Below are 15,684 nucleotides of genomic sequence, written 5' to 3'. Positions count from 1 at the left end.
AAGGGGGATATATATGAAAAAAGTAGGAACTGCATTTTTAACAACTTTATTTATATTTTCATCGTTTACATCGGCAAATGCTGAAGAAAAGAAGGATAATAAAGCATTTATAGATGTATCTGCTGCAACGTTATGGACAGCACTTGATTCATTAAGACCAATCGATACACCGAGTGCAACAAATCCAGTGGATCTATGGAAATGGACGAAATCAATGACACTTGACGAGAAACTATGGTTAACAAATGCAAATAAATTAGAAACACAAGCTTTACTCGGTCAAGAAGTAACTGTTATTGATAAGAAAGGCGAATGGGTGAAGGTATTAGTGCATGGACAGCCAACACCACGAAATGAAGAAGGTTATCCGGGCTGGATGCCTGAAAAACAATTAACATATAATCAAGAATTTGCAGATAAAACAAATGAACCTTTTGTCTTAATAACTAAACCAACAGCGATTTTATATATAAATCCTTCTGAAAAACATAAATCACTTGAAGTCAGTTATAATACAAGACTGCCGCTATTAAGTGAAGACACAATTTCATACCGTGTATTGTTGCCAAATGGTCAGAAAGCATGGCTACGAAAAAATGATGGAACAGTTTACCGATCTCAAACTGATATTCCAACTCCGGCGGCCAATGATTTAATTAACACAGGGAAAATGTTTTTAGGCTTACCGTATATATGGGCTGGTACAAGTGGTTTTGGATTTGATTGCTCTGGCTTCACACATACGATCTATAAATCGCACGGCATTACAATTCCGCGAGATTCTGGACCGCAATCAAGAGCAGGGGTTGCAGTTGATAAAGAAAATCTACAAAAAGGAGATTTAATTTTCTTTGCACATGATCAAGGGAAAGGTAGTGTCCATCACGTTGCAATGTATATTGGTGATGGCAATATGATTCACTCACCAAGAGCTGAAAGGTCGGTAGAGATTATACCGCTAAATACACCAGGATATATAGAAGAATACGCTGGTGCTCGTCGTTACTTACCTTAAAAATAGAAGGGGGTTTTTAAATGAAAAAAGTTGTTCGTTACTCATTAGTTAGTACTCTATTAGTTTCTTCATTTTTAGTTGGTTGCGCAAAAGAAAAAACTGCAACAAAGCCGAAAGATGAGAAGAAAGTATTACAGTTACTAGAAACAGGTGAAATTCCGTCGTTAAATTCAGGGAAAGTAACAGATGCAGTCTCGTTTAACGTTTTGAATAACGTAATGGAAGGACTATTTCGTCTATCGAAAAATGATGAAGTAATTGAAGCCGGCGCACAAAAATATGAAGTGAGTAAAGATGGAAAAACATATACATTCCAATTACGTGATGCGAAATGGTCTAACGGAGAGCCAGTAACCGCTCATGATTACGTATACGCTTGGAAGCAATTGGTAAATCCAGATACTGCTTCTCAATATGCATACATTGCGTACGATGTAAAAAATGCTGAGAAGATAAATAAAAAACAACTAGGTCTAGATGAATTAGGAGTAAAAGCGAAGGATGATAAAACATTCGTCGTAGAGCTAGAACATCCTGTACCGTATTTTACGAAATTATTAATTTTACCATCCTTCTATCCAATTAACGAAAAATATGCGAAAGAGCAAGGTGATAAATATGGATTAGAAGCAAATAAAGCGGTATATAATGGACCGTTTACATTATCAGAGTGGAAGCATGAAGCTAGCTTTACAATGAAGAAAAACGATAAGTATTGGGATAAAAAAGAAGTGAAGTTAGATGAAGTAAACTATCAAATTGTAAAAGAAATTTCAACTGCGGTAAATTTATATGAAACAGATAAAGTTGATAGAGCTGTTATTTCTACAGAATTCGTAGATAAATATAAAAATAATAAAGAGTTAAAACAATATACAGATCCAGTTATGTACTTCTTCCGATTTAATGAAAATGTACCGATTCTTAAAAATAAAAATGCACGTCTTGCGCTAAGTACAGTTTTTGATAAGAAGGGACTCGCAGATTCATTTTTAAATGATGGATCGGTTGCAGCAAACTATTACGTACCAAAAGGATTTTTAAAGGGCCCAGATAAGAAAGATTTTAGAAGTACGGCTGGTGAGTTTAATAAGACAAATGTAAAACAGGCGAAGGAATATTGGGAGAAAGCAAAACAAGAGACAGGTACAAATGAAGTGACGTTAGAACTATTAAATTATGACTTGGAAAACTTTAAAAAAGTTGGAGAGTACATTAAAGAGCAGCTTGAGAAAAACTTACCAGGATTAAAAGTGAATGTGAAATTACAACCACATACGCAAAAATTAGCACTTGAGAAGAAGAAAGAATATGAAATGTCGTTATCACGCTGGTTACCAGATTATCCAGATCCAATGACTTACTTAGAAGTATTCCTTTCTGGAAGTAGCGTCAATAATACAGAATATGCAAACCCAGAATATGATGCGTTAATTAAGAAGATTAAAACAGAATTAGGTAATGATGAAAAGGCTCGCTGGAAAGCAATGCAAGATGCTGAAAAAATGCTACTTGATGATGCAGTAATTGCACCGGTATTCCAGCGCGGATTATCTTACTTACAAAAACCATATGTGAAAGATTTATATGTACATCAATTTGGTCCAGCTACAAGTTTAAAATGGGCAGATGTACAAAAATAAAAGAATGGAGAAACAGACTTCATGTATGTGATAGTCTGTTTTTCTTATTTAAAGTTAGAAAAATAGTTCATGGTATAATTTATTAGTCTGTAAACAGTATTTGGAGGGGAAATGATGTCTATGTTTGAAGAAGAGAAAGTAATTTATACAAAAAGATTATTTATGAGGAAACCAATTGTAGAAGATATTAATCAGTTTTATAACATATTAAAAAAAGATACTGTTGGCAAATGGTTGGCTAAATCAAGAGGAATGTCGAAGGAAGAAACAAATGATTATATTGGGCAACTTATCTTACATTGGGAACAGTATGACTTCGGGGTATGGTTGTTATTTAATAGTGAAACAGGAAAGCTTTTAGGACATTGTGGTTTAAGAAAGGTAGATGAAACAGGTGCAATAGAAATTATGTATCTCCTTGACCCAGAACATTGGAGGAATGGGTATGCATTAGAAGCAGCAGAGGCTTCCATTAAATATGCAATAGAGACTTTGAATGTAACAAGAATAATTGCTAGAGTTAAAGTAGCAAATGAGAGCTCGAAAAAACTTTTACGAAAGCTCGGGTTTATATATACTCATGAAGTTAATCATAGCGGGCGTTTATTATCATATTTTGAACTTCATACATCATCCGAAGAATTCTAGACATTTCATATGTTTTTTTATTGTTAAAAAATAAAATTATTACTAAAATTCCAGTGTGAAATTTATGTAGAATCTTGTATAATTAACATGTTTCTATGGAAACATTTTCTTGCGCTATTTATATAGGGCTTAATAGAACAAGGAAGGAAATACATACATGTATATAATAGATAAATAGAATGGGACATGTATAGAGACAAAGGAGAGAAAAGATGACGTGTCAAAAACAAGGGTTACAATTTAATAACGATAGAAAGAGGGACAGAAGATGAAAATGAAGCATGCTTTTGGTCCTATAATTTTAGCATGTGTGCTTTTTTTCATTATCATTCTAATCCCATCGAAAAGTTTAGTATCGCTTATTAGTGATAAGAAGGTAGAAGATGCGGCAACTTCTTTACAAAAAGAGAAATTACAAAGTGTTTTCTTACAGCAAAAAATGTTAGAGAATTCACAGTATTTACCGATGTACGGTTCATCAGAATTTTTACGAATGGATGCATATCATCCGTCTAATTATTTCAAAGTAAATCCAGCTGGTTTTACACCGTTTTTAATTGGAACTGGCGGTACACAAAGTTTAGCTCATATTTTAAATATGACATCTACTATGGATGAATTAGAAGGTAAAAAAGTAGTCTTTGTTCTTTCACCACAATGGTTTACAAAGACTGGTGTCTCACAAGGGGATTTCACTAATAATTTCTCCAAACAACAAGCATATCATTTTATTTTTAATGATAAGATAAATCCAGAAATGAAAAAGCAAATCGCGAAACGGCTATTAGATTATAAAGTTGTTCAAGAAGATGATATATTAAAAAATTCATTAGAAGGTATTGTATATAATGATACGAAACATAACATAAAAGCAGGTTTAGTTAAACCACTTGCTTATATGCATCGAAATATTTTAGATCATAGAGATATATTTAACTCTTTATTTAAAATCGAACCGATGAAGGAGAAAACAAATATCGGACTTCGTTCAATTTCTTGGGAAGACGCACGTAAACACGCAGAACAAGAAGGGAAAGCTGAGTCTACTACAAATACATTCGGAATTGAAAATCCGTATTATCATAAGAATAATCTGAAGAAAAAACTAAAAGGTTTAAAAAACTTTAGAGCAAATGAAACATATGATGAATCACCAGAATACGATGATTTACAAATTATTTTAGAGTTATTTAAAGAGAAAAATGTCAAACCACTCTTTATTTCTGTACCTGTAAATGGGCCTTGGTATGATTATACTGGCTTCCCGAAAGAACGCCGTGAAGTGTATTATAAAAAAGTTCGAGAACAGGTTGAGAAAGCAGGATATCCAGTAATTGATTTCTCTGGTCATGAATATGATAAGTATTTCTTAAAAGATACGATTCATTTGGGCTGGAAAGGTTGGATTTATTTTGATGAAGCAGTGCAGAAATTTTATTCTGAGAAATAAAGTATAGAAATCGGAATGGCTATGAGCCGTTCCGATTTTTTTAGTATAGAGGATTTTGGTGAGGACAATTTGGGAATGCATGTATATCTTGAATCTGTCTATAATCATAATGTTTCATTGCAAACTGAGCTTGATAAAGGTATTCATACACATATAATTGACCATCATGCGCTGAACATAATACACCAGAAGTTCCTTGCCCATTTATGAAGGAAATGCCGATAGGGCGTCCGATTAAGTACGGTATTTTTTGCTGCCAATGCATAGGGGAATCACTCCTTTTTGAGATAATATACGAAAGAAATGATCAAATGGTTGCTTATCCATGTAAATGTAGATGGAAAGGTATTATATAATTCCTGAAGATTAATTCATATATAAATAAAAAACCGCTATAATTCCGAATGAATTTATAGCGGTTTTTATTATATTCTTAAGCGAGATTTTTACGCTTTTTTGTCCATTTTTTTATAACGAAGTATAAAAGTATAAGTACGACGCCACCAATTGCGAATGATTTCACATACGGACCAGCAATATCATTTATATTCTCCCAATTTTCACCTAGTTTTTCACCTAAATAAATGAAAATAATAGACCAAGGGATAATCGCAAGTGCTGTTAATGTAGTGAAACGTAGTAATGGCATTTTTGTAATACCAGCAGGAATTGAAATCGCATGACGCACTACTGGAATGAAGCGTGCTGTAAAAATGACGCCAGTTCCGTAACGATTAAACCAATCTTCTGCAGCATCTATTTGTTTTTTATGTATGAAAATATATTTTCCGTAACGTTCTAATATAGGGCGTCCGCCGTATCGTCCAAGCCAATAAATAAAGATTTGAGCAATAACACCGCCAATTGTACCGAATACAACAGCGCCTATAAATGAGATACTTCCATTGAATACTAAGTATCCTGCATAAGCAAGGACAATTTCACTTGGGATAATTTCAATCATAAGTCCAAGCATAATGCCCCAATAACCTAATCCTTCAAAAAACGTTAATACTGAATGAATAAAACTACTTAACATTGTTGCACCTTCTAGTTTATGAATTTTTGAGTATAAGAACCTTTTATTTAATGACGTAAAAGGTTCACTATATGTAGATTATACCTTATTTACATAGGGGATTGCTATTTCAATTCTTTTATGTCTCTCATAATTATTATAGTAAAAGATATAAGCCACGTTTTCATGAAGGGTTAATGAAAAGATTATTAAAAATTTGTCATAAAAAATAGAAGCATTTCTGCTCCTATTTTTTAAGGCTTCACATCTAAGTTCTGTAAAAATAAAGTTGCTGTTACGTAACGTTTTGCTAACATTTGTACATATGCGGTATGTACAGAAAGGGTCGCAATAATAATAGCGTTACGAATTGCTTCGCGTTGTTCGTTATTAATTTGATCGAACTTGCTTGCGATTTTATCAGCTTTTTCTTTTACGATGTTTTCAATTGTATGAACGGTATCTGTTGCATTTAATTGTAAGCAATTCCCTTGATTGAGTTCTTCAAATAGAGAAGAGTATGCTACATATAAATGAACAGGATTGATTAAATCATCACTTCGATCGGCTGGGTCATTTACAATAAGGCGTAATAGCTTACGAATGGATTCAAAATCAAGTGCTGTTTTTAAATCTTCGACAATAAATAGTAAGGCTGCTTGTTCAATTGAATATTTTTTCCCCTTTTGAGGAGAGCCAATCATTTCTTTTATATCTCGTTTCACCCAGTTTTGCATAGCAGTTACAGAGAAACTTGTGTTTTCAATCTGATTGCCAAGCGCAACTATTTCATTTAAAGAAAAACCGACATCAGTATCGTCAATTTTAATCAGCTTTTCAAAAATAGGTGAAAGTGCGGTAGTAATAAAAGCTGTAACGCTTTGTCCGCTTTCAATATCTTTTTTATGTGACTTTGCCCAAGCTTCTTGTAAAATACCGAGAGGCTTTTTCGTATTCCATCCTCTTAGTGATAGAAGAAGGGTAGCCATTTCGTTTCGTGTGAGATGAAATGTTTCCATCTTTTCACCTCCAAAATAATAAAAAGTTCTTATGAACTTATAATATGTTTTGTTTCATTTAAAGTCAATTCTGTTTTGCTTAATTTTTCCTTTGTCACCAAACTGTCGGAAGTAAATAATACTTGCATATTTCGACAAAAGTTCATATAATAAGTTCATAAGAACCTTTAAAATGTTCTTAAAAACAAATCTATCATTCTGAATTTACTAGAAAGATAGATTTCACATATATCTATATAAAAGGAGAATGGATATAATATGTTGAAAAAACTTGTAGCAGTAATGACAGCATTCATGGTTATCTTTGGGGCTAGCAGCTTTATGTTCGTAGATCATGCGGCAGCGAAAAGTTACAAATCTGGTAAAAAATCATTTACACCAAGTTCAGGTCAAAAGTCAAAAGTTGATTTAAACAAAAAAGACTCAAATGTAAATTCTCAAAAAACGACTCCAGATTCAAAAACGAAAGCAACAAATACAGCACCAAAAAGTAATAAAGGAAGCTTTATGAAAGGTTTATTACTAGGTGGTCTTGGTGGTTTACTAATGGGTAGCTTATTTGCAAATATGGGAGCTCTTGGTTCTGTATTAGCGTTTATGGTAAATATGTTAGTAATGGCTGGTATCGTAATGTTAGCAGTTCGTGCATTTAAATACTTCAAAGACCAACGTAAGAAGAAGGCAGATGAAGTAGCATGGAAACAATAAAAATTTCTGAACAAGAGCTTATAAATGCGCTTTGTATATATATCGCTGAAAAAAGACAAGTGGGTCCAGAAGAAGTATTAGTTGAACTTATGTATGATGATGACTACGGTTTCTCTGCGGAAGTAGAGGTAAATGGTCGCCAGCAAATTTTAATTCAAGCAAACTTAATCGAAGCTTTACGCTTATTGCTTGACAGAGAATATAATGTCAATCCATTCGCAGCGAGATTGCAACTTGAATTAGATGATGAAGAAGGAATTTACGCATTAGCGAAATTTAATAACTCAGATGAGTAGAGAAAAGAGCTGTTGAGAATAATCTCAGCAGCTCTTTTTAGTATGTGCATATGTAGAAGAATAATCACGCCAAATTTCATTCATTTTTCGTCTACCGATATCTACCATCGGATTAAACTGAATTGCAGCTTTTTGACGAACAAAGTGAACGTTTTGCATGGCGTGAGATAATTGTTGGTCGACTATATCACGTTTTTTACTTGCATATTTTGCGATAGATAGACCTGCAACTGTTCCTTGCGCCATCGCAATTTTTCCGCTTTCAATGCCTGTAATATTGCCAGCTACAAATAAACCAGGAAGAGGAGTTTCCATTGTTTCGGAATGGAGAGGAACGTGTCCGCCTAATTCTGAAATGTAATGGAAGGGACAACCGGCTACAGCTGCAAGTTCGGCAAGTGGGTATAATCCCCCGGCAATACATACAAAATCTGCTTCATATATTTTCTCTGTTCCATTAATAACATTTCCTTTAGAGTCAATATTAGCAATACGTACACCTTCAACTTGATCTGTTCCGATAATTTCAAGAGCTGCTTTCCGAAGGTGAAGTGGCGTTCCGTTTATTTTCATTCCGTTGTTTGGATAGAATGTTAATCCAGCTTTTCGAATCCAATCAAATTTCATAAAGTGGCTACCTATTCGCAAGAAAGCAGAAGGAGCGAGGTGAGCTACATTTAAAAGAGAGTTTAAAACTTCTTCAGGTTCACCAGCTTTTTGACTTAACTCGCTTTTCTCAGGGAGTACAATATGATCCACTGTAATTCCCGCTAATTGCAATTCACTTAAAATGGCGAAAGACAAAATGTTAGCACCAATAATAATTCCTTTTTTTCCAACTTGCACGCGATGAACATTTGTCATAACTTGAGCTGCTCCAATTGACATCACTCCTGGAAGTGTCCAGCCAGAAAGGGGAATAGCATATTCCGCAGCTCCAGTAGCAAGTAGTACGAAAGGTGTTTCTAACGTACCGATATTAGTATGTACAAACCAATTGTTTTCATCTCTATCTAAATTATAGACCGAAACACCGCACCTGATATGTACTGAAAGTGATTCTGCTTCTTCATGAAGTCGCTTCGATTCTTCTATTCCGTTCCACCATTCTCCAGTAGGCTCTTGATGCAACTGTCCTAACAATCTCCCGCCCGGCTTCATAAATTCATCAATAACGAGCACTTTTAGTCCGAAACGAGCACAAGAGATAGAAGCAGATAATCCCGCTGGCCCTGCACCTATAATAATTACATCACTCATCGCTTTTTCACCATCTCTCTCACGATATTCGGATGCTGTTTCCCGCTTTCAACAACCATGTTTTCTTCTACAACAGTTAAGCATGCGCGTACATTTGTTTGATTATTTACTGTCACGCGGCATTCGGAACAGTGCCCGATATTACAATAAATACCTCGCGGTGTTCCGCTATCTTCATGAACTCTTAATGTCCGTATTCCATTTGCTAACAGGGCAGCAGCTATCGTTTCATGTTCATATGCTTCGTATTGATGACCGTTAAATTGAAAGGTAATACGCTCACTACTTTGTAAAGTACCTAAAATAGGGTGATGTGTAATTCTACTCATTTACTTTCACCTACTGATCCAAAAGTAACTGCACGTATTGGTGGTTGATATTTTAACGGTAGTTCATTAAGAGTTACGTCAGGATTCGCATTTTCAATCATTCGATCTATCATTATTCTGCATGTGCGCCCACCGCAAAATCCCATGCCAGCACGTGTTCTTAGTTTTAATTCTCTTGCCGAGCAGTTATATTCAGCAATTGTCGATTGAAGTTGCCCATATGTAACCTCTTCACAACGACAAACGATTAAGTTGTTTTTATTTGTCATGTGTATTCCTCCTCTAGTTCGATTTTCACAAATTATATATGCAAAAATCATGCCAATATAGAGAGGAGATGGCTACCTGTAAACGCCTGATTGGTGCATAATGATTCTTTATTGAAGTCCAAGTTTCTTTAAACGGTTATATAAAGTAGCCCTTGTTACGCCAAGTTGTTTTGCGCATTCTAATTTATTCCCATTTAAAATTCGTAAAGCCCTTTCAATAACTTTTTTCTCATGCTCATCCATCTCTTCTTGTAAAGAAAGGATTGTATTATTGTTGCTGAGTAATAGGGAATGAGCTGTATGGTTGTCTAAAGTTTCAGTCGTATGAAATGGTAGATATTCTTGTTTTATAATTCCGTCTGTTGCGAATACCACAAGCCGTTCAACAACGTTTCGAAGTTCGCGAATATTACCTGGCCAATTGTAATGAAGCAGTTCATGCATAATGCTTGAAGGTAGGTCACGAATTGGTCGGTTATAGTTGATTGAAAAATCATTTAAGAAAGAATAAGTTAATTCAATAATATCCTCGCGTCTTTCGCGCAGCGGTGGAATATGCAGGCTAACTACATTTAAGCGGTAATATAAATCTTCTCGGAAAGTTCCTTTTCTCATTTCTTCTTGTAAATCACGATTTGTAGCAGCGATAATGCGGAAATCAATATTAATTTCTTTTTCACCACCAACTCGGTAATACTTTCGCTCTTGCAGTACACGTAACAGTTTTACTTGCATATCAAGTGGCATTTCACCTATTTCATCAAGAAATAAAGTACCGCCTTGCGCGAGTTCAATTTTCCCTTTTTTTCCTTTACTATTTGCTCCAGAAAACGCCCCACGCTCGTAACCGAATAATTCACTTTCAAATAACGCTTCTGGAATTGCCCCGCAGTTAATCGAAATGAAAGGCGCCTTCGCTGCCTCACTTGCTTCATGAATTGCTTTCGCAAATACTTCTTTTCCAACTCCGCTTTCCCCAAGTATTAAAACAGTTGATTTTACCGAACAAACTTTTCTAGCTAATTGTATCGTTCTTTGTATAACAGGACTTTTCCCATTCATCGCAAGGAATGGATCGGATTCATCTTTATACTTTGCCACTTCTTGTTCTAAACGGTGCATTTCATGTGACATATTAAATAGTTTTTCATTTAAAGCGACTTGATTTGTAACATCTGTTTCTGAAACGACTGCTCCTATAATTTCATCATTACAATAAACTGGATTTGAATTAATTAATACGAATAAATCGGGACGAGGCTGATGGAACTGAGCGACTATGCTTTTTCCATCATGTAAAGATTGTAAAATTTCCAAGTCTTTATAATCAAAAAAACGAGTAATTGGTTGCCCAATAATCTCATTATGGTTTACTGAAAATATTTTTTCAGCGCCATCTGTCCAAGTTCGAACGTATTCTTTACTATCAATGACTGTAACAGAAGAGTCAGTTGTTTGTATTACAGTGTCATAAAATGACTGTAGTTCATTGTAGGACTTATAAAGAAATGGAATCATTTGCTGAGAAGTTATACAGCATAGCGGCTCATCGTTTTCGTTAAGGATGATAACAGCTAATTCATAAGAAAAAGCGTCAATTAATGCAGTGAATGAGTCATCTACATAAATAATTGCGCAATTATATTCTTCTGTAGTAGAAGGGAGATAATAAAACCTTTCGTTTATTTTCTTAATGCGATCAAGGCTACATGTATGATTGATTAAAGCGCTTTCCAAAAATTCTTGTATAGTCGGAAATGAAAATGCCATAATGTCCTCCTGTTATGTATAAAAATTTTGACAGTGATAAAAAAATAATACACCTATTTACTATAAATTTAAAATATTTTTACAAATAAAAATATTATTTATAAAAATTGTATATGTACAGAATTGGCACGTCAATTGCATAAAAGAAAGTGAGAGGTTTAGGGAAAGGAGGAGTATAGTGTGAGGCACTGCGACGTTTTAATTATAGGTGGTGGAATAATAGGGTGTTCTATCGCTTATTACACTTCAAAATACGGAAGAGATGTAACAATCATTGAAAAAGGAGAATTTGTCAGCGGGACGTCTTCACGGTGTGATGGGAATATTTTGGCCATTGATAAAGACCCAGGGTTTGATAGTCAAATGTCTTTAGTAAGTCAAAAATTAGTAACTGATTTAAGTGAAGAATTAGAGCATTCATTTGAATATAGGGCACCAGGAAGTATTCTCGTATGTGAGTCAGACGAAGAGATGGAAGCTGCGCAGCAATGGGTAAATCGGCAAAAAGAAGCTGGATTACCGTTTCGAATGCTTGATAGGCAAGATATAAGAGAAGAGTCGCCTTTTTTTGCTGATGATTTATTAGGCGGTTTAGAATGTGCGACGGATTCAACTGTGAATCCATATCTCCTTGCATTCTCGCTTCTGTCAGAGGCACAAAAGTTTGGCACAAAAGCCTTTAAACAGACCGAAGTAAAGAGTATAAACATAGATACGAATGGTTCATTTGTTGTAGAAACTACGAATGGAACTTTTACAGCACAACAAGTTGTAAATGCAGCCGGTGTGTGGGCTCCTAAGATTGGTCAGATGTTAAATATAAATATACCAATCGAACCGAGAAAAGGGCATATTATTGTAGCTTCAAGGCAACAACACGTAGGGTGCCGTAAAGTAATGGAATTCGGTTATTTAATTTCTAAATTTGGCGGAAAACGAAAAGTAGATGCTTTAACTGAAAAATACGGGGTTGCGCTCGTATTTGAGCCTACTGAAAGTCAAAATTTCTTAATTGGAAGTAGCCGTGAATTTGTAGGGTTTCATACGAGAATAAACAATGAAGTCATTAAATGTATTGCAAATAGAGCGATTCGCTTTTATCCGAAAATGGCAGATATGATGGTAATTCGTTCTTACGCTGGTTTACGTCCGTGGACAGAAGATCATTTACCGATTATTTCACGAGTGGAACATATTCCAAATTATTTCATTGCCGCTGGGCATGAAGGGGATGGGATTAGTCTTGCAGCAGTTACTGGGAAAGTAATTGAAGAGTTATTAAATGAAAAAGAGACAATTATTCCTATTGAACCACTTCGTTTGAGTCGTTTTACAGAAAGGGTGTTAAACGGATGAAGTCACAAAGAGTCTTTACGACAATTGATACACATACGGGTGGGAATCCAACGAGGACATTAATTAGTGGACTTCCAAAGTTGATTGGAGAGACGATGGCAGAGAAGATGTTACATATGAAAAAGGAGTATGATTGGATTCGAAAATTGTTAATGAATGAACCGCGTGGTCATGATGTAATGTCAGGGGCATTATTAACAGACCCGTGTCATCCTGAGGCTGATATAGGTGTTATATACATAGAGACAGGTGGATATTTACCGATGTGTGGTCACGATACAATCGGTGTATGTACAGCGTTAGTTGAATCAGGTTTAATTCCGGTAGTTGAACCAATTACTTCTTTAAAACTAGATACACCGGCTGGCTTAGTTGAAGTAGATATTGCTGTTCAAGATGGAAAAGCAAAAGAAGTATCTTTCTGTAACATACCAGCTTTTTTATTAAAAAATATTACTGTACAAGTGAAAGACATTGGAACTATAGAAGCTGATATTGCGTATGGAGGGAATTTTTATGCCATTATTGATGCGAAATCAGTAGATCTAGAATTAGTACCAGAAAATGCATCTACAATCATCGATAAGGCGATTCATATAAGAAACACAATTAATGAGAAGTTTGAAATCACTCATCCAGAGTATTCGTTTATAAGAGGATTAACACATGTTGAATTTTATACAGATCCTACTCATGAATGTGCGCATGTGAAAAATACAGTTGTTGTACCACCAGGCGGAATAGATCGATCTCCATGCGGTACAGGAACATCTGCGAAGCTAGCTGTATTATACGCTCAGAAAGAAATCGAAATTGGTGAAGAGTTCATTCATGAGAGTATCGTTGGTTCTTTATTTAAAGGATATGTCATGAATACGACACATGTTGAAAATATTGAAGCTGTCATAACGAAAATTACGGGATCAGCTTGGCTTATGGGTATGCATAGATTTTTTTACAATGAAATGGATCCACTTAAAGAAGGATTTTTGCTAATTCCGCCGATGGAACATGAAACGGAGGATATAAAATGAACATTCAAAAAATGTATACAGCAGTAGACGTACATGTAAATGGCGAGGCATTTCGTGTAATGAAAGACGTACCATGCAAATACTACTACAGTTTGGAGCAATTAAATGAACAATTTTCAGGTGAATTAGCAGAAGAGATGAAGCTTTTATTAAATGAACCACGTGGTTTTATCGGTTTGAATGGGTGCATTGTCGTTCCATCTATCCATAATGAAGTGGATGCAGCTGTATTATTTTTTAATCATGAAGGTTCGATTCCGCTTCATTATGGAGGCATTGTTGCAGTAATAACGATGTTACTCGAAAGTGGGTATTTAAAAAAGAGAGAGTCCAATCAATACAAAATTGAAACGTTATCTGGAATATTTTTAGTTCATGCGTATGTAGAGAATGATGAAGTTATATCGGTTTCGTTTGAAAGCAAACTATGCTATTTGATTGAGGAAAATTTACAGGTTGGTAATGTAAGTTATTCTCTCATACAAGCAGATAAAGTATATGCAGTTGTAGAAAAAGGTGCGTATTCGCCAGAAATTCGTGTTGAAAACATTTCAGAATTGAAAAGATGGGGAGAAGCTACACTGCAGGCTATACAAAAACAGTCGCTAATAAAAAGGCTTATTTTAGTAGATCCTTCGCAAAAAGAAAAGAACCATATAAAGTCGATTACATTTCATGAAGATAACTTTATCGTACGTTCGCCAGGTTTTGTTTCTACTATCGTTTCCTATGTTCATGCGTTATTTAAAAATGATTATATGGCGGATAAACCTTTTAAAAATGAAAGTATATTTAATAGTTTTATAACTGTGGAAAAAGTGAAGAAGGAGGAACTAGGATACATTTTCCGTTTTGAAAGTAGAGGATTTATTACAGGAATGCAGACGTTTCTATTAGACCCTACGGATCCATTTCCGGCAGGTTTCTTATTAAAATAAAATGTGATAAGGAGAGATAAATATGCAAAAAATTAAAGGGGCATTTCCAGTATTAATAACACCGATGGATGAATTTCAGGAAATTAATTGGGATGGGGTAAAACAAAATGTAAATTACTTTATCGAACAAAAGGTTGCAGGTGTCATCATTAATGGAAGTACAGGAGAGTTTGTAAGTTTATCAAAAGAAGAACGATTTAAAATGGTAGAAACCGTGTTGAAAGAAATTGATGGCCGTATTCCAGTCATTGTTGGAACTGCAGCAGAGACGACGAAAGAAACAATTGAATATACGAAACATGCAGAAGCGCACGGAGCGGATTGTGCATTAATTATAAACTCTTACTATTGTAAACCGAAGGAAGAGGAGATTTATTTTCATTTTAAAGAAATCTCAAATTCTGTAAATATACCAATTATGCTATACAATAACCCATTTACTTCTGGTGTTGATATGAGTACAAAGCTAATGCTCCGTATTGGAAAAGAGTGTGAAAATGTTACACATATTAAAGAATCTAGCGGAGATATTCGAAAAGCGAGAGATTTAGTAAGACAAAGTGAAGGGGCTTTCCAAGTCTTCTGTGGTTCTGAAGATTTAGTTATGGAATCATATTTAGTTGGTGCTTCGGGATGGGTTTCAGTAGCAGGAAATATCGTTCCCGGTCTCGTTACAAAAATGTATGAGCATTTTCAAAATGGTGAATTAGAAAAGGCGTGGGAAATAAACGATGCTATTTTACCACTTTGCGAGTTTCTTGAAGGATCAGGGAAATATGTTCAAATCGTTAAACGTTCCATGGAATTACATGGGCAAGCGGGAGGACCTTCTCGCTATCCAAGACTAGGATTAACTGTTGACGAGGATCAAAAGCTTCAAACGATTTTATCAAATATTGCAGCTCATGTAGCTGTTTAAATAAGGAGGAGA

At 35.0% G+C, this 15,684-nt stretch carries 17 protein-coding genes; 10 read left to right on the top strand and 7 right to left on the bottom strand.

Features of this window, described 5'->3' with window-relative positions; genetic code table 11:
* Positions 1-13 precede the first annotated feature (13 nt).
* The 4 genes from ACTL4X_RS14065 to dltD all read left to right on the top strand — a co-directional run bounded on the left by ACTL4X_RS14065 (position 14) and on the right by dltD (position 4,756).
* Positions 14-1,015 carry a C40 family peptidase gene (locus ACTL4X_RS14065; protein WP_000755413.1) on the top strand — a complete coding sequence of 334 codons (1,002 nt, stop codon included), beginning with the start codon at positions 14-16 and terminating at the stop codon, positions 1,013-1,015.
* Positions 1,016-1,035: 20 nt separating this feature from the next.
* Positions 1,036-2,658: a peptide ABC transporter substrate-binding protein gene (locus tag ACTL4X_RS14060; protein ID WP_000758260.1), complete on the top strand. Its 1,623-nt coding sequence runs from the start codon at positions 1,036-1,038 to the stop codon at positions 2,656-2,658.
* A 114-nt stretch (positions 2,659-2,772) separates the two neighbouring features.
* Entirely contained in the window at positions 2,773-3,306 is a 534-nt protein-coding gene (locus tag ACTL4X_RS14055) for a GNAT family N-acetyltransferase (RefSeq protein ID WP_000061617.1), read from the top strand.
* Between the two features lie 268 nt (positions 3,307-3,574).
* Entirely contained in the window at positions 3,575-4,756 is a 1,182-nt protein-coding gene (gene dltD, locus ACTL4X_RS14050; protein ID WP_000782309.1) for a D-alanyl-lipoteichoic acid biosynthesis protein DltD, read from the top strand.
* A gap of 40 nt (positions 4,757-4,796) precedes the next feature.
* On the opposite strand, the gene ACTL4X_RS14045 is transcribed toward dltD, so the two are convergent.
* The 3 genes from ACTL4X_RS14045 to ACTL4X_RS14035 form a co-directional block, all read right to left on the bottom strand.
* Positions 4,797-5,021: a hypothetical protein gene (locus ACTL4X_RS14045; RefSeq protein ID WP_000558689.1), complete on the bottom strand. Its 225-nt coding sequence runs from the start codon at positions 5,019-5,021 to the stop codon at positions 4,797-4,799.
* A gap of 168 nt (positions 5,022-5,189) precedes the next feature.
* Positions 5,190-5,795 carry a DedA family protein gene (locus ACTL4X_RS14040; RefSeq protein ID WP_000952913.1) on the bottom strand — a complete coding sequence of 202 codons (606 nt, stop codon included), beginning with the start codon at positions 5,793-5,795 and terminating at the stop codon, positions 5,190-5,192.
* 233 nt (positions 5,796-6,028) lie between these two features.
* On the bottom strand, positions 6,029-6,793 hold the full coding sequence (locus ACTL4X_RS14035; RefSeq protein ID WP_000447231.1) for a DUF1836 domain-containing protein: 765 nt from the start codon (positions 6,791-6,793) through the stop codon (positions 6,029-6,031).
* Between the two features lie 258 nt (positions 6,794-7,051).
* Here ACTL4X_RS14035 and ACTL4X_RS14030 point away from each other — a divergent pair, with 258 nt between their 5' ends.
* Positions 7,052-7,501 carry a hypothetical protein gene (locus ACTL4X_RS14030; protein ID WP_000914478.1) on the top strand — a complete coding sequence of 150 codons (450 nt, stop codon included), beginning with the start codon at positions 7,052-7,054 and terminating at the stop codon, positions 7,499-7,501.
* Positions 7,489-7,797, top strand: a complete 309-nt coding sequence (locus ACTL4X_RS14025) for a YxcD family protein (RefSeq protein WP_000447747.1) — start codon at positions 7,489-7,491, stop codon at positions 7,795-7,797. The genes ACTL4X_RS14030 and ACTL4X_RS14025 overlap by 13 nt, the downstream gene beginning before the upstream one ends.
* Positions 7,798-7,821: 24 nt before the next feature.
* On the opposite strand, the gene ACTL4X_RS14020 is transcribed toward ACTL4X_RS14025, so the two are convergent.
* The 4 genes from ACTL4X_RS14020 to ACTL4X_RS14005 form a co-directional block, all read right to left on the bottom strand.
* Positions 7,822-9,057 carry an NAD(P)/FAD-dependent oxidoreductase gene (locus tag ACTL4X_RS14020; protein ID WP_440035190.1) on the bottom strand — a complete coding sequence of 412 codons (1,236 nt, stop codon included), beginning with the start codon at positions 9,055-9,057 and terminating at the stop codon, positions 7,822-7,824.
* On the bottom strand, positions 9,054-9,386 hold the full coding sequence (locus ACTL4X_RS14015) for a (2Fe-2S)-binding protein (RefSeq protein WP_000087065.1): 333 nt from the start codon (positions 9,384-9,386) through the stop codon (positions 9,054-9,056). The genes ACTL4X_RS14020 and ACTL4X_RS14015 overlap by 4 nt, the downstream gene beginning before the upstream one ends.
* Positions 9,383-9,655: a (2Fe-2S)-binding protein gene (locus ACTL4X_RS14010; protein WP_000182619.1), complete on the bottom strand. Its 273-nt coding sequence runs from the start codon at positions 9,653-9,655 to the stop codon at positions 9,383-9,385. The genes ACTL4X_RS14015 and ACTL4X_RS14010 overlap by 4 nt, the downstream gene beginning before the upstream one ends.
* 108 nt (positions 9,656-9,763) lie before the next feature.
* The gene (locus tag ACTL4X_RS14005) at positions 9,764-11,425 is read right to left on the bottom strand and encodes a sigma-54 interaction domain-containing protein (RefSeq protein WP_000885732.1); all 1,662 of its coding nucleotides are present in this window, start codon (positions 11,423-11,425) and stop codon (positions 9,764-9,766) included.
* 180 nt (positions 11,426-11,605) lie between these two features.
* On the opposite strand from ACTL4X_RS14005, the gene ACTL4X_RS14000 reads away from it, so the two are divergent.
* From ACTL4X_RS14000 to dapA, 4 genes are read left to right on the top strand one after another with little or no spacing between them, the layout of a single operon-like run.
* Positions 11,606-12,781, top strand: a complete 1,176-nt coding sequence (locus tag ACTL4X_RS14000) for an NAD(P)/FAD-dependent oxidoreductase (RefSeq protein ID WP_001215261.1) — start codon at positions 11,606-11,608, stop codon at positions 12,779-12,781.
* Complete coding sequence (locus ACTL4X_RS13995; RefSeq protein WP_000842048.1) at positions 12,778-13,815, top strand: proline racemase family protein; 1,038 nt, start codon at positions 12,778-12,780, stop codon at positions 13,813-13,815. Before ACTL4X_RS14000 ends, ACTL4X_RS13995 begins: the two co-directional genes overlap by 4 nt.
* A complete protein-coding gene (locus ACTL4X_RS13990) occupies positions 13,812-14,753 on the top strand; it encodes a proline racemase family protein (RefSeq protein WP_001025560.1) in 942 nt (313 codons plus the stop codon). The genes ACTL4X_RS13995 and ACTL4X_RS13990 overlap by 4 nt, the downstream gene beginning before the upstream one ends.
* 22 nt (positions 14,754-14,775) lie before the next feature.
* Positions 14,776-15,672 (top strand): 4-hydroxy-tetrahydrodipicolinate synthase, encoded by an 897-nt coding sequence (gene dapA / locus ACTL4X_RS13985; RefSeq protein WP_001169456.1) that lies wholly within the window; start codon positions 14,776-14,778, stop codon positions 15,670-15,672.
* The last annotated feature ends 12 nt before the right edge of the window (positions 15,673-15,684 follow it).

The sequence above is a fragment of the Bacillus sp. RE35 genome (assembly GCF_052146655.1).
Lineage (GTDB): Bacteria > Bacillota > Bacilli > Bacillales > Bacillaceae_G > Bacillus_A > Bacillus_A cereus.
Note: the sequence above shows the minus strand (reverse complement) of the source record. Positions and strands in the feature narration are given on the sequence as shown.